Origin of the sequence: Paenarthrobacter sp. RAF54_2, from assembly GCF_052113945.1 — a bacterium.
GTDB lineage: Bacteria > Actinomycetota > Actinomycetes > Actinomycetales > Micrococcaceae > Arthrobacter.
Map to the genome: position 1 here is coordinate 15,352 of NZ_JBFRDV010000002.1, position 13,845 is coordinate 29,196.

Below are 13,845 nucleotides of genomic sequence, written 5' to 3' on the forward strand. Positions count from 1 at the left end.
AGGAGCCTTATCTATCAAAGAATTAGTCCAGAATCTATTCTGTGTTTATGGGTATGTTTAGCGCCCATCAGGCCACCGGCACACCCCGGGAAGCCCATCCCGATCCGGGGGCCGTCTCTATAAGGAGGCGTCGATGTCAACTCCCGATCTGCCGACTCGCGGGCCAGCAAGGCCCGGTCCGTATATTGTGGCCGGAATCCTGCTAGCCATCTCCGTTCTGGTTCCCTTGTTCGTCCCGGCGTACGCAATGGATAAGCCACGGCTGGCCGGTATGCCGTTCTTCTACTGGTACCAAATGCTCTGGGTCCCGATCACCGCAGGCCTGGTCGGGGTCTCCTACTGGCTGGTTACCAAGGAGGACCGCCGCCGCCGCGCGGCCGTCCGGGGCACACGCTCCGAGGCGCAGGAACAAGCCGAGGAGCAGGAACAATGAACGCGCTCGCCGTACCGGTAGAGACCACAGGCGATCGTCCCGTCAACGGCATCGCACTCGCCATCGTCGTCGCTCTCTTTATTCTCGTGGCGGTTTTGGGTTTCTTCGCTGCACGGTGGCGTGCGGACAGAGAGACCGGTTTGCACAGCCTCGATGAATGGGGGCTGGGTGGCCGTGGTTTTGGAACGTGGGTGACGTGGTTCCTCCTCGGTGGCGACCTCTACACGGCCTACACGTTCGTGGCAGTCCCGGCGGCAATGTGGGCAACGGGAGCAGTGAGCGGCTTCTTCGCGGTGCCATATACGATCGTGCTTTACCCGATCGTATTCCTGCTGATGAGCCGGCTGTGGTCGGTCTCGCACCGGCACGGGTTCGTAACGCCGGCGGACTTCGTTGGCGGGCGCTATGGCAGCAGGGCACTGACCGTTGCCGTGGCACTTACCGGCATTGTCGCGACCATGCCGTACATCGCGCTGCAATTGGTTGGCATCAAAGCCGTGCTCACGGTGCTAGGCCTCGGCAGCGCCGAGAATGCACTGTTGACAGACTTGCCGCTGATCATCGCTTTCGTGGTCCTGGCCGCCTACACGTACACCTCGGGCCTGCGGGCCCCGGCGCTTATCGCCGTCGTGAAGGATCTTTTGATCTATCTGGCCGTCATCGTCGCGGTGATCTATATGCCGATCAAGTTCGGGGGCTGGGACAACATCTTTGGCGCCGCCCAGACGAAACTCGACGCCGTTAGTCCCGCTACAGGCAAACCGGCCGGCATCTTTATCCCAGGCGCTGCCAGCTACTCGGCGTATTGGACACTCGCTCTTGGCTCGGCGATGGCGCTGTTCATGTACCCGCACTCGGTGACGGGGGTCCTGGCGACCAAGAGCAGGAACACGATCCGCAAGAATGCGGCAGTGCTGCCCTTGTACTCGCTGATGCTGGGATTCCTTGCCCTCCTGGGCTACGCAGCCATCGCTGCTGGCACCAAGCCCGTTGACCTCAACGGTGCCATAAATCCGCAACTGGTGGTTCCGCAGTTGTTCTTGGACAACTTCCCCGCATGGTTTGCAGGGATCGCCTTGGCCGCCATCGCGATCGGCGCCCTGGTTCCAGCAGCCATCATGTCGATCGCAGCTGCCAACTTGTTTACCCGCAACATCTACCGCGACCTCATAAAGCCCGACGCCGACCCGCGGCAGGAAGCGAGGGTCTCCAAGATCGCGTCGCTCGTGGTGAAGTTCGGAGCACTGATCTTCGTCATCGCGATGGACCAGTCTGCCGCAATCAACATGCAGCTTCTCGGCGGTATCTGGATCCTGCAGACATTCCCGGCGATCGTGGCAGGACTCTACACCCGCTGGTTCCATCGCTGGGCGCTCTTCGGAGGCTGGGTAGCCGGAATCATCTACGGAACCGTTGCAGCTTACAACGTGGTGAATCCGGTGACAAAGGCCAATTTCGGTGGCTCCATCGCCGCCATCCCCGGCACCAACGTGCAGGTCTACATCGCCGTAGTGGCCTTCGCGATCAACCTGATAGTTGCCGTTATCCTGTCGCTGCTCTTCCGTGCGATGAAGCTCCCCGATGGAAAGGACATTACGCGAAACTCCGACTACGGAGCGGACGAGAACGACCCCAAAGTCGCCAAGCTCCAGCGCGAGTACCCGCTCAGCTAAGGATCCGCATAATGAGACGTTTTTGCTCGAATAGTGGACGCATCCTCTAGCCTGCACTGTATGGATGACAGTCTGATAACCCAAGAGGACCTTCTGCCCTTTGTTGATGCCGCCTGGCTTACGGCGCACCGAAGCAACATTGTTACCGCTGATGTTCGGTGGTACCTCGACGGCGCGTCGGGCCGTGCAGCCTACGACGGCGGGCACCTTCCGGATGCGGTGTTTGTGGACCTGGATTCATGGCTGTCTGGGAGTTCGGGACCACACGGGCTGAACCCGCTTCCCGACCCTGACGTGTTCGCACAGGGAATGTCCTCCTTGGGAATAGGCGACAACACGACCGTCGTCGCCTATGACGACGCCGGAGGAGTCATCGCCGCGCGGCTCGTGTGGATGCTGCGTGCGCTCGGGCACCGGGCGGCGTTGCTCGACGGCGGGATTGCCGCGTGGACGGGACCGCTGGAGACGAAGCCCGCGACGCCGACACCCGCGACCTTCACGCCGTCTCCTTGGCCGGAGGGGCATCTCGCCCACCTTGAGGACATCACGGCAGGGGTTGCCGGGATCATCGTCGACGCCCGCAATGCCGACCGCTTCGACGGAAGCCTCCAACTGCCCACCGACCCCCAAGCCGGACACATCCCCGGCGCAGTGAACGTCCCGTGCCGTGGAAACCTCGCCCCTGATGGACGCCTGCGCCCGATCGCCGAGGTCCGACGAGCGTTTGCGAAGGTTGGGATCGAAGATGCGAGCGCCGTCGTCTCTTACTGTGGATCGGGCGTCACGGCCTGCCACAACCTTCTCGCCCTGGAGCATGCAGGACTCGGCCGCGGCCGTCTCTACGCAGGCGGTTGGTCAGAGTACGGAGCCGAGCCTCACCGCCGAGCCGAGCTTGGCTGACAACGGACCTACGCCTTCCAGCCTCCGTGGGAATCGCTGGTGGCTTGCGTAGCATTGGGGCTCAACAACTATTGGGGGTAGTAGTGAATTTGAGTCCAGCCTTCGGAATCCTCGGGATCCTTTACGCGGTCTTCGTGATTCGCGGTGTCCGTCATGGCCGTGTACGCCCTGGTCTTGGCCATCATCTTCTTACGGCTGAGGATCGCTGAGTTGAAGAGGGCAGCACGGGCCGAGGACAGCTGACGCCGCTGCGCAATTGCGGAATACGGGTGTTCCGGAGTGCCCGCCCTGATCGACCAATACCATTCGCGCGGGTACGCGCAGCCCTGGCCGTCGTTTCTTCTGTCACAAATCCGAGGGCTGTCCGGTCTTAGTCAGTAACGAGACCGGAGGACTTGCTGCGCCAACGAAATCCAAGATGAGATACCGGCGCGCGCCTCAAGGAATCTTAACTTCAGATATCCCGAGTGAATGGAATGTAGTGATGAAGCCTCAGGAACTGCTCGTGTCGACGTCGGTGCTCGTCATTGGCACGGGAGGCGCCGGACTCCGCGCCGCCATCGAGTTGGCCGAGTTGGGTGTGGATGTGCTCGCTGTCGGCAAAAGGCCCAGAAGCGACGCCCACACTTCGCTCGCGGCGGGAGGCATCAACGCCGCTCTCGGCACGATGGATGCGGATGACAGTTGGCAGCAGCATGCCGCAGACACAATCCTGGAGAGCTACGATCTTGCGAACCCTGAGATCGTGGAGATTGTCACCAAGGGTGCCGCGCAGGGAATCAGCGACCTGGAACGTTACGGCATGCCGTTCGCCCGCGAGGAAGACGGGCGGATCAGCCAGCGTTTCTTCGGCGCTCATACGTTCCGCCGGACAGCTTTCAGTGGCGACTATACGGGGCTTGAAATTCAGCGCACGCTTGTGAGTCGCGCCGCGGAGCTCGACATTCCAATATTGGACGATGTTTACATCACGCGCATCCTCGTCACCGAGGGCCGAGTCTTCGGTGCCTACGGCTTCCGGCTCTCGGACGGGACGCGCTACCGGATCCATGCCGACGCCGTGGTGCTCGCTGCCGGAGGGCATACCCGCATCTGGCGACGCACGTCCAGCCGGCGGGACGAGAACACTGGTGATTCCTTCCGCCTGGCAGTGCTCGCAGGCGGCCGCATCCGCGACCCCGAGCTGGTCCAGTTCCATCCCTCAGGCATTCTTGAGCCAGAGAACGCCGCAGGAACGCTCATTTCGGAAGCCGCGCGCGGCGAGGGCGGTATCCTCACCAATGCCCTCGGCGAACGATTCATGGCCAAATACGATCCAGAGCGCATGGAGCTCTCCACCAGAGATCGGGTGGCTTTGGCTTGTTATACAGAGATTCAAGACGGGCGCGGCACGGCCAATGGTGGCGTGTGGCTGGACGTTTCACATCTGCCTCGGGAGACGATCATGCGTCGCCTGCCGCGTGTTTATCAGACCATGCTCGAATTGCAGATGCTCGACATCACGACGACGCCCATGGAAATCGCACCGACAGCGCATTACTCCATGGGCGGCGTCTGGGTCCGTCCCGACGATCACAGCACGGATGTCGCGGGTCTCTACGCAATCGGGGAAGCCTCAAGCGGCCTGCATGGCGCCAACCGTTTGGGAGGCAACTCGCTGATCGAGCTCCTGGTCTTCGGCAGGATCGTCGGCAAAGCCGCCGCTGAGTATTCGGGATCCCTCACAGCACACGTCCGGTCAGCGAAAGCGGTGGATGAAGCCCGGCAAGAGATAGCTGAGCTGCTCAACGCCAAGGGACACGAGAACGTCCGCGTACTTCAGCGGGCCATCCGGGACACCATGACCGAGCATGCGGGTGTTGTGCGCAACGAAGAAGGTCTTAAGCAGGGCCTGGCGGAGCTCGACGACATTGAGGCCCGCATCATCGACGTGGGCGTGCATCCCGACATTGCCGGATATCAGGATCTTGCACACGCTTTCGACTTGAAGGCAGCCGCTCTTGCCGCCCGTGCGACGCTCGAAGCTGCCCGTGAACGCCGTGAAACACGAGGCTGTCATAACCGCAGCGACTATCCGGATCTTGATTCAAGCTTGCAGGTGAATCTCGTCTGGTCTCCTGCTCGTGGCATCGAGCACGAAGCCATCGCACCTGTATCGCAGGAGATTGCGAAGCACATGCGTCGACCGGTCACGACCGCTGACAAACTCGTCGAGTGAGTGGCGGGTAAGAATTGGAATACCAATTTACCGCCAGATTCGCCCGCCGTCGTAGGTCACCCAAGCTCAGGCTTCCACGGCCAGCGTCCAATCCTTCGAGCAGTAACATTGGGCGCATGGATGCCGACACGGGGTCAGCGGCCGAATTGGAAACGGCATCGACTATTTTCGCGGAAGTCCGTCCTCGATTGTTCGGGATCGCCTACCGCATGCTCGGAAGTGTCAGCGAGGCCGAAGACATCGTCCAGGAGACGTGGGTCCGATGGCAGACATGCGATCGCAGCCTGGTTCGGCATGCGCCGGCATTCCTGGCGACTACCGCCACCCGTCTCGCCATCAATGTCGGGCAGTCGGCACGTGTCCGTCGTGAGACGTATGTGGGTCCCTGGCTGCCCGAGCCGGTGGACACAAGCGCCGACCCCGAACTGGGCGCCTTGCGTGGTGAAGCGCTCGAGTTTGCGGTGTTGCTGATACTGGAAAAGTTGTCGCCAACCGAACGTGCAGCCTACGTGCTGCGGCAGGCATTCGACTACCCGTACGAGCAGATCGCCGAGGTCATCCAACAGACGGAAGGCAATGCCCGCCAGTTGGTCAGCCGCGCGCGCAAACACCTTGCAGAGGAGAAACGTGCTCAGGTGAGCGTGACCGAGCAACGGCAACTGCTGGAGGCATTCCTGGCCGCTGCGCGAACCGGCAACCTGGCCGCGCTGGAGGCGCTGTTCGCCGCCGACGTCGTCAGTTACTCCGACGGCGGTGGGAAGGTTCGGGCTTCGAAGTTCCCTGTTGTCGGACGGGAACGGGTCGCGAAGTACTACCAGGCGTTCGCGTCGCGTTTCTGGCTTGGTGTCGATACCCAGGCTTTCATGGCCAACGGCCGGCCCTCCGCACGCCTGGCCCGGGACGGGGTGGTGTTTGCGGTGGTGACCCTCACTGCGTCTGCCGACGGTATTGATCGGCTGTTGTGGACGATGAATCCAGACAAACTCTCCGGCGTGACGAGGGTTGGGGGCTGACTGTCACAGATTGATCCGGTATCCGGTCATAGCTGGTGGACGGAATGGCTCTACATTCCGCTACGCCAACATCGGAGGGAAAGATCATCATGAAGATCGTTGTAATCGGCGGCACTGGCCTGATCGGCAAGCAAGTTGTGGAGATCCTCAGCAGTCAGGGTCATGAGGCGAAAGCGGCGTCCCCCTCCACCGGGGTGGATTCGGTGACCGGCCATGGATTGGATGAGGCGATGGTGGGGGCGGACGTCGTTGTCGACTTGACGAACACGTCCGATTTCGACGAGAAGGTAGTCGTTCCCTTCTTCTCCACTTCATCCCGCAATCTTCTCGCTGCCGGGAAAAGGGCCGGCGTGCGGCATCATGTGGCTCTGTCGGTCGTTGGAACCGATCGTATCGACGTCGGCTACTTCGCCGGAAAAGCCGCGCAGGAGAAGGCTGTTAGAGATGGCGGAGTGCCGTACACCATTCTGCGGGCAACTCAATTCTTCGAGTTCATCCCGATCATCGCCAATGCAGGAATGCGCGACGGCTCCATTTATGCGACAAATTACCTGATGCAGCCGATGGCTGCTGCCGACGTTGCCCGCATCGTGGCGGAGACGGCCGTCTCGCCAGCGATCGACGGCGTCCTGGAAATGGCGGGTCCTGAGCGCGCAGGAATTAATGAATTCGTAGGCCGGGTTCTCGAGGCCCACAATGATCCCCGCCCAGTGGTTGTTGACACCCAGGCCGGCTACTTCGGCATACCGATCGAAGAGACGAGCATCGTTCCCGTGGGTGAATCCCGGATCGGGGACATCACCCTCAAAGAGTGGCTGAACGTGACGTCCTAGCACGGCCTGTCTTTGCTCAGCCTGTCACAGATTGTGTTGGTACCCGGTCATACCTGGTGGACGGATGTCACTGCATCCCTTCACGCCCACTTATCGGAAGGAAAGATCATGAAGATCGTAGTTATCGGCGGCACTGGCCTGATCGGCTCGAAGCTGGTCAGCAAGTTCCGCGAACATGGACACGAAGCAGTTGCCGCTTCCCCTGACTCAGGCGTGAACACGCTCACGGGCGAGGGCCTCGCGGATGTCTTGCAGGGAGCGGACACCGTAGTCGATGTGTCGAACTCGCCCTCGTTTGAAGATGCGGCTGTGCTCGATTTCTTTACAACCTCCACCCGCAACCAGCTCGCTGCGGAGAAGGAGTCCGGTGTCGGGCACCATGTCGCGCTTTCGGTCGTGGGCACCGAGCGACTGTTGGAGAGCGGCTACTTCCGGGCGAAAATCGCTCAGGAAAAGCTCATCAAGGAATCGGGCGTCCCCTATTCGATTGTTCATGCGACGCAGTTCTTCGAGTTCGTCAAGAGCATCGCCCAGGCCGCGACCGAGGGAAACATTGTTCGTCTGTCGCCCGCCCGGATCCAGCCAATGGCCGCGGAGGACGTGGCCACCGCAGTTGCACGCACCGCCGTCGGAAGTCCACAAAACGCCACCGTTGAGGTCGCCGGTCCCGAGCAGTTCGGTCTCGACGAGCTCATCCGCAAGGGCCTCAGCTTCCGTGGCGACCCCCGCGAGGTTGTCACTGACCCCAGCGCGCGCTACTTCAACGCCATGCTCCAGAATGGCGAGCTGCTTCCCGGCACCGAGGCGACCATTTATGACACCCGCTTTGAGGAGTGGCTGAGCCAGCAGTAGCCGGACCGTGTGCGGGGTGTCCTTTACAGAGGACCGTTGAAAAGGGCGCTCCGCTCCCGGCTTTTCGATTAAAAATGTACTCAAAATGGCCCCTGTGGAGGAGACCCCTTACTCAGCGTCAGCAGTCTATTGACCGAGTATTTGGGCAGGTCTAGCGTTGCGAATGGCAGTGGGACTATCCCCCGCCGTTCCCATTGGAGGTCCATTATGGCCGTTGCAGTAATCATGGATTTCACCGAAGGCACCCTTGAGGATTATGACAAAGTGGTGCAGCGACTAGGACTCGCTCCCGGCGGACCCGGGGCCCCGGGCGGGCTCTTCCATTGGGCATCAGGGACCGACAACGGTGCCCGGATCGTGGATGTGTGGCGGACCCGCGAGCAGGCCGATTCCTTCTACCAAGAGAAGCTCGGCCCGGTTACAGCCGAACTCGGAATTGCGCAGCCGGAGATCAGCTATTTCGATGTCCACAATTTCCAGACCGCAGGACCTGAGGCCTGACAGCCCTCGCAGGACGCAGACGACGACGGCGCCCTCCGGCAACCGGAGGGCGCCGTTGTTGTCCGCCCGGAAGGGCAGTGCCTGATCACCCCGGAGCGCGCAGCCAGCACCACTTTGAACATTTGTTCATATTTTCTCTTGAACAGATGTTCAAGATGCACTAATCTCCAAGGTATGACCCAAGCCACATTCTCCGATTCCGCATCCACGCTTTTCATCAACGGCTCGTGGGAGCCGGCCGCGTCCGGTGCGGTCCGCCAAATCCACAACCCGGCCGACGGCGAACTGGTCGCCACGGTGTCCGAGGCTGGCCGCGAAGATGCCGAGCGCGCCATTTCTGCCGCTCGTGCAGCCTTCGACTCCGGCGTCTGGTCCTCTGTCCCGGCGCCCGATCGCGGCGCGTTCCTGCTGAAGGTCGCCGCTGAACTGCGCGAACGCCGGGAGAAGTTCGCCCGGGCCGAATCGCTGGACACCGGCAAGCGGATCATCGAAAGCCGCATCGACATCGACGACATCGCTGCCTGCTTCGAATACTTCGGAAGGCTCGCTGGGCAGTCCGCGGGCCGGGTAGTCGACGCCGGGGACAACGCCGTCGTCAGCAAAGTTGTCTACGAGCCCGTTGGCGTCTGCGGGTTGATTACGCCGTGGAACTACCCACTGCTGCAGGCTGCATGGAAGATCGCTCCCGCCCTGGCCGCTGGCTGCACCTTCGTCCTCAAGCCCGCCGAGCTGACCCCGTCCACGGCAATCCTTGCCATGCAGTTGCTTAAGGACCTTGGCCTGCCGGACGGCGTCGCCAACCTCGTGACGGGCCCGGGCGCCAAAGCGGGCGCCCCCCTTTCGGAGCACCCTGACATTGATCTGGTCTCCTTTACGGGTGGCCTGGAAACCGGCAAGCGCATTGCCGCGGCCGCCGCTGGCACTGTAAAAAAGATAGCCCTGGAGCTCGGCGGCAAGAACCCCAACGTTGTGTTTGCGGACGCTGACTTCGACGCCGCCGTCGACAATGCGCTGAACGGCGCGTTTGTGCACTCAGGCCAGGTCTGCTCCGCTGGGGCGCGGCTGGTGGTGGAGGAATCCATCGCCGAGCGCTTCGTCGACGAGCTTGTCCGCAGGGCACAGGACATCCGCCTCGGCGGCCCGTTCGATGAGTCCGCCGAAACCGGACCGCTGATTTCCGCAGCCCACCGCGAGAAGGTCGATGCCTACGTCCAGCGTGGCGTGGCGGAAGGTGCGCGGTTGCGTTGTGGCGGCGCGGCGCCTGAAGGGGAGAAGTACGACGCCGGTTTCTACTACCAGCCGACCGTCCTGGACCGCGTCCAACGGGGAATGTCGGTTGTGGTCGACGAAGCCTTTGGCCCGGTAGTAACTGTGGAAACCTTCCGCACGGAAGACGAAGCCGTAGCCACCGCGAACGACACCATCTACGGACTGGCAGGCGCAGTCTGGACGCAGGATGCAGGTAAGGCGCAGCGGGTAGCAGGCCGGCTGCGGCACGGCACCGTTTGGATCAACGACTACCACCCCTACCTTCCGCAGGCCGAATGGGGCGGCTTCGGCCAGTCCGGCGTCGGCCGCGAGCTCGGTCCCACCGGACTGGCCGAGTACCAGGAAGCCAAGCACATCTACCAGAACACCAACCCGCAGGTGACCGGCTGGTTCGCTGACCTCAGCAAGGAGAAATAGATGCACACCGACAACATCGAGAACCTCAACGACCGAGGGTTCGACTACGTCGTCATCGGCGGCGGCTCTGCCGGAGCCGCTGTAGCCGCCCGACTGAGCGAGGATCCTTCCGTTACCGTGGCGCTGGTTGAAGCCGGTCCGGATGACCGCGGCCTGCCCGAGATACTGCAGCTTGACCGTTGGATGGAACTGCTGGAGTCGGGGTACGACTGGGACTACCCCGTGGAACCGCAGGAGAACGGCAACTCCTTCATGCGCCACGCCCGCGCCAAGGTCATGGGCGGCTGCTCCAGCCACAACTCCTGCATTGCCTTCTGGGCTCCTCGCGAAGACCTGGACGAGTGGGAGTCAAAGTACGGCGCCACCGGCTGGAACGCTGCTGCCGCCTGGTCCTTGTACCAGCGGCTGGAAACCAACGAGGACGCAGGCCCGGATGCTCCCCACCATGGCGACTCGGGGCCCGTGCACCTCATGAACGTGCCACCGACGGATCCCACCGGCGTCGCGCTCCTTGACGCCTGCGAGCAGGCCGGCATCCCCCGCGCAAAGTTCAATGACGGCAACACAGTGATCAACGGGGCCAACTTCTTCCAGATCAATCGCCGTTCGGACGGCACGCGTTCCTCCAGCTCGGTCTCCTACATCCACCCCATCATCGAACGTGAAAACTTCACACTGCTGACTGGCCTGCGTGCCCGCCAGTTGGTGTTCGATGCAGACAAGCGCTGCACCGGTGTGGACGTCGTTGACTCGGCTTTCGGCCGGACCCACCGTCTCACAGCGCAGCGCGAAGTCATCCTGTCCACCGGCGCCATCGACTCCCCCAAGCTCCTCATGCTCTCCGGCATCGGCCCGGCCGCGCATCTCGCCTCACACGGCATCGAGGTGGTGGTCGACTCCCCCGGCGTCGGCGAGCACCTGCAGGACCACCCGGAAGGCGTGGTGCAGTTCGAGGCCAAGCAGCCGATGGTGCAGACCTCCACCCAGTGGTGGGAGATCGGCATCTTCACCCCCACTGAAGAGGGTCTGGATCGCCCGGACCTGATGATGCATTACGGCTCTGTCCCGTTCGACATGAACACCCTTCGGTACGGCTACCCCACCACGGAGAATGGCTTCAGCCTCACCCCGAACGTCACCCACGCCCGTTCCCGCGGGACAGTCCGGCTTCGCAGCCGGGACTTCCGCGACAAGCCGATGGTGGACCCCCGCTACTTCACGGATCCGGAGGGCCACGACATGCGCGTCATGGTGGCCGGCATCCGCAAGGCCCGGGAAATCGCCGCGCAGCCAGCCATGGCTGAATGGGCCGGCCGGGAGCTCTCCCCTGGTATCGAGGCGCAGACGGACGAGGAACTGCAGGATTACATCCGCAAAACGCACAACACCGTCTACCACCCCGTCGGCACCGTCCGCATGGGACCAGTAGAGGACGACATGTCACCGCTGGATCCCGAGCTCCGGGTCAAGGGCGTTACGGGCCTGCGCGTTGCCGATGCCTCCGTCATGCCGGAACACGTCACCGTGAACCCCAACATCACGGTCATGATGATTGGCGAGCGGTGCGCGGACCTCATCAAGGCAAGCCGGACGGATGAAACCACGACGGCGGAGGCGGACTTCAGCTTGACCCCCGCCTGAGCAGGGTGATTGCCATTGGAAAGACCGGTGGGGGCGCACCCAGTGCCCCCACCGGCGTTCCAGCGCACACGTTTCCGGCCCGCGTTTGCCCGCCCACCTTTCCGGCCCGCGAGCGCAAGCCCGAAAAGGACGCCCGCATTATTCTTGAACATTTGTTCATAGACAAGTCTTGAACGCCTGTTCAATCTGAACTAACCTCTTCTTATGACCCACGCCACACCTATTCGGTTGCGGCTTGGCGGGCGTGGCCTGGGCCTTCGACCATATCGGAGGCCCAGCCGGCCCCGTTACAACAATGGGGAACAGCCGGAGGCACACAGTGGTGCCCGGCCTTTTGATTTCGACTGCGACCAATGGCGGCCGCAGGTCATCACCATTCGGTGCACGTCTGAGTTAGGAGTTCGAATGTCAGAACCCAGCAAATTAGGACCCCGCAAGAGCGATGCCAGCGGCATGGACGAGTTTGGCTACGCGCAAACCCTTGACCGCAGCATCGGCAAGTTCGCCAGCTTCGCCGCCGGCGTCAGTTACATCTCTATCCTCACCGGCGTTTTTCAACTCTTTTACTTCGGCTTTTCCACGGCCGGTCCCGCCTATGCGTGGTCATGGCCAATCGTCTTCGTCGGCCAGCTGATGGTCGCTCTGTGCTTTGCGGAACTTGCTGGCCGCTACCCAGTGGCTGGATCGGTCTACAACTGGGCTAAACGACTCTCCACCGGAACGTGGGCCTGGCTGGCAGGCTGGTTACTCCTCATTTCCTCGATCATGGCTCTGGGTTCCGTTGCCTTGGCCCTTCAAATCACCTTGCCGCAGATCTGGAGTGGCTTCCAACTGGTGGGCGATGGAACAGGGCCTTACGACTTCGCCGTCAACGGCGTCATCCTTGCCAGCATCATGATCGGCATTTCCACGCTCATCAACGCTTTCGGCGTGAAGCTCATGACCATGATCAACAGCGTTGGCGTATTTGTGGAACTGGTTGCGGCCGTCCTGCTGATCGCTGCGCTGATTTGGCATTCCGTGCGGGGACCGGAAGTCCTCCTGGACACGGCCGGTTTCGGCGAAGGACATCCTCTGGGCTTCTTCGGGGTGTTCATGATTGCCGCCATGGCCTCCGGTTACGTCATGTATGGATTCGACACAGCAAGCTCCCTGGGCGAGGAAACCAAGGACCCCAAGCGCACGGCTCCCAAGGCCATCCTGCGGGCTGTTACGGCGTCCTTCCTCTTGGGAGGTCTGCTCCTCCTGGGCGGCATCCTGGCCGCGCCCGATCTTTCAGATCCCAAGCTGGGAGCTGCCGATGGCGGACTCCAGTACATTGTGCTTTCCGTGCTGGGCGGCCCCTTCGGCAAGGCCTTCCTGGTTTGCATCGTGGTGGCCGTCGTGGTCTGCACACTGGCCGTCCATGCAGCAGCTATCCGGATGATGTTCGCCATGGCCAGGGACAACAACCTTCCCTTCAGCCGCCAGCTCAGCAAAGTGCATCCCACCCGCAAGACCCCGACAGTGGCTGCCATCGTTATCGGCGTAGTGGCAGTGATTCCGCTGATCGTCAACATCTCCCAGCCGGCCATCTTCACCATTCTTTCCAGCATCAGCATCGTCCTGATCTACCTGTCCTACCTGCTGGTCACGGTGCCGATGCTGCGGCGCCGCTTCCTCAAGAAGTGGCCGCTGAAGGACGACGGATCTGAACCGGGATTCAGTCTCGGCAAATGGGGACTGCCCGTGAACATCATGGCAGTGCTCTGGGGCGGCGCGATGACGCTGAACCTGATCTGGCCACGGCCGGAGATTTACAACTCAGTACCGCCCTTCGAGTGGTACCTGCAGTGGGGCGGCGTCATGTTCGTTGCTGCCGTAGTCATCGGCGGAACGCTCCTCTACCGCCTCCGTATCAGGCACCGGACAGGGGTCCTGGCCGAGCACGCCGCTGCTGCCCCCTCCCCGGAGCCAGCCTCGCCGGGGTCAGCGTCCCATGAACCCGGAGCCCCTGAGCAAGCCGCATCGGAGCCTGTCCACGTCCTAACCCAAAGTTCCTAGCCGTTACTTCAGAGTCACACCAACGAGAGCATCTCTTCGCCAGCGTTCCATG

The 13,845-nt window shown here is 62.0% G+C and carries 11 protein-coding genes; all 11 read left to right on the plus strand.

Annotated features, from left to right (window positions below):
- Positions 1-133 precede the first annotated feature (133 nt).
- Complete coding sequence (locus AB4Y87_RS01495) at positions 134-433, plus strand: DUF3311 domain-containing protein (RefSeq protein WP_442002729.1); 300 nt, start codon at positions 134-136, stop codon at positions 431-433.
- The gene (gene mctP / locus AB4Y87_RS01500; RefSeq protein ID WP_442002730.1) at positions 430-2,106 is read left to right on the plus strand and encodes a monocarboxylate uptake permease MctP; all 1,677 of its coding nucleotides are present in this window, start codon (positions 430-432) and stop codon (positions 2,104-2,106) included. Before AB4Y87_RS01495 ends, mctP begins: the two co-directional genes overlap by 4 nt.
- Before the next feature lie 60 nt (positions 2,107-2,166).
- Positions 2,167-3,006 carry a sulfurtransferase gene (locus AB4Y87_RS01505; protein WP_442002731.1) on the plus strand — a complete coding sequence of 280 codons (840 nt, stop codon included), beginning with the start codon at positions 2,167-2,169 and terminating at the stop codon, positions 3,004-3,006.
- Between the two features lie 484 nt (positions 3,007-3,490).
- Positions 3,491-5,224: an FAD-dependent oxidoreductase gene (locus AB4Y87_RS01510; RefSeq protein ID WP_442002732.1), complete on the plus strand. Its 1,734-nt coding sequence runs from the start codon at positions 3,491-3,493 to the stop codon at positions 5,222-5,224.
- A gap of 116 nt (positions 5,225-5,340) precedes the next feature.
- Positions 5,341-6,237, plus strand: a complete 897-nt coding sequence (locus AB4Y87_RS01515) for an RNA polymerase sigma-70 factor (protein WP_442002733.1) — start codon at positions 5,341-5,343, stop codon at positions 6,235-6,237.
- Between the two features lie 89 nt (positions 6,238-6,326).
- The gene (locus AB4Y87_RS01520) at positions 6,327-7,070 is read left to right on the plus strand and encodes an SDR family oxidoreductase (protein WP_442002734.1); all 744 of its coding nucleotides are present in this window, start codon (positions 6,327-6,329) and stop codon (positions 7,068-7,070) included.
- Between the two features lie 108 nt (positions 7,071-7,178).
- The gene (locus tag AB4Y87_RS01525) at positions 7,179-7,922 is read left to right on the plus strand and encodes an SDR family oxidoreductase (RefSeq protein WP_442002735.1); all 744 of its coding nucleotides are present in this window, start codon (positions 7,179-7,181) and stop codon (positions 7,920-7,922) included.
- 207 nt (positions 7,923-8,129) lie between these two features.
- On the plus strand, positions 8,130-8,423 hold the full coding sequence (locus AB4Y87_RS01530) for a hypothetical protein (RefSeq protein WP_442002736.1): 294 nt from the start codon (positions 8,130-8,132) through the stop codon (positions 8,421-8,423).
- A 174-nt stretch (positions 8,424-8,597) separates the two neighbouring features.
- Entirely contained in the window at positions 8,598-10,109 is a 1,512-nt protein-coding gene (locus AB4Y87_RS01535) for an aldehyde dehydrogenase family protein (RefSeq protein WP_442002737.1), read from the plus strand.
- The gene (locus tag AB4Y87_RS01540; protein ID WP_442002738.1) at positions 10,110-11,750 is read left to right on the plus strand and encodes a GMC family oxidoreductase; all 1,641 of its coding nucleotides are present in this window, start codon (positions 10,110-10,112) and stop codon (positions 11,748-11,750) included.
- Between the two features lie 405 nt (positions 11,751-12,155).
- A complete protein-coding gene (locus AB4Y87_RS01545; RefSeq protein ID WP_442002739.1) occupies positions 12,156-13,793 on the plus strand; it encodes an APC family permease in 1,638 nt (545 codons plus the stop codon).
- Positions 13,794-13,845: the final 52 nt, after the last annotated feature.

Excerpts from the sequence above, each read along its gene's own strand:
- AB4Y87_RS01530 (WP_442002736.1), top strand. The coding sequence starts at position 8,130 with ATGGCCGTTGCAGTAATCATGGATTTCACCGAAGGCACCCTTGAGGAT.
- AB4Y87_RS01520 (WP_442002734.1), top strand. The coding sequence starts at position 6,327 with ATGAAGATCGTTGTAATCGGCGGCACTGGCCTGATCGGCAAGCAAGTT.
- AB4Y87_RS01525 (WP_442002735.1), top strand. The coding sequence starts at position 7,179 with ATGAAGATCGTAGTTATCGGCGGCACTGGCCTGATCGGCTCGAAGCTG.
- AB4Y87_RS01505 (WP_442002731.1), top strand. The coding sequence starts at position 2,167 with ATGGATGACAGTCTGATAACCCAAGAGGACCTTCTGCCCTTTGTTGAT.
- AB4Y87_RS01535 (WP_442002737.1), top strand. The coding sequence starts at position 8,598 with ATGACCCAAGCCACATTCTCCGATTCCGCATCCACGCTTTTCATCAAC.
- AB4Y87_RS01510 (WP_442002732.1), top strand. The coding sequence starts at position 3,491 with ATGAAGCCTCAGGAACTGCTCGTGTCGACGTCGGTGCTCGTCATTGGC.
- mctP (WP_442002730.1), top strand. The coding sequence starts at position 430 with ATGAACGCGCTCGCCGTACCGGTAGAGACCACAGGCGATCGTCCCGTC.
- AB4Y87_RS01515 (WP_442002733.1), top strand. The coding sequence starts at position 5,341 with ATGGATGCCGACACGGGGTCAGCGGCCGAATTGGAAACGGCATCGACT.
- AB4Y87_RS01545 (WP_442002739.1), top strand. The coding sequence starts at position 12,156 with ATGTCAGAACCCAGCAAATTAGGACCCCGCAAGAGCGATGCCAGCGGC.
- AB4Y87_RS01540 (WP_442002738.1), top strand. The coding sequence starts at position 10,110 with ATGCACACCGACAACATCGAGAACCTCAACGACCGAGGGTTCGACTAC.
- AB4Y87_RS01495 (WP_442002729.1), top strand. The coding sequence starts at position 134 with ATGTCAACTCCCGATCTGCCGACTCGCGGGCCAGCAAGGCCCGGTCCG.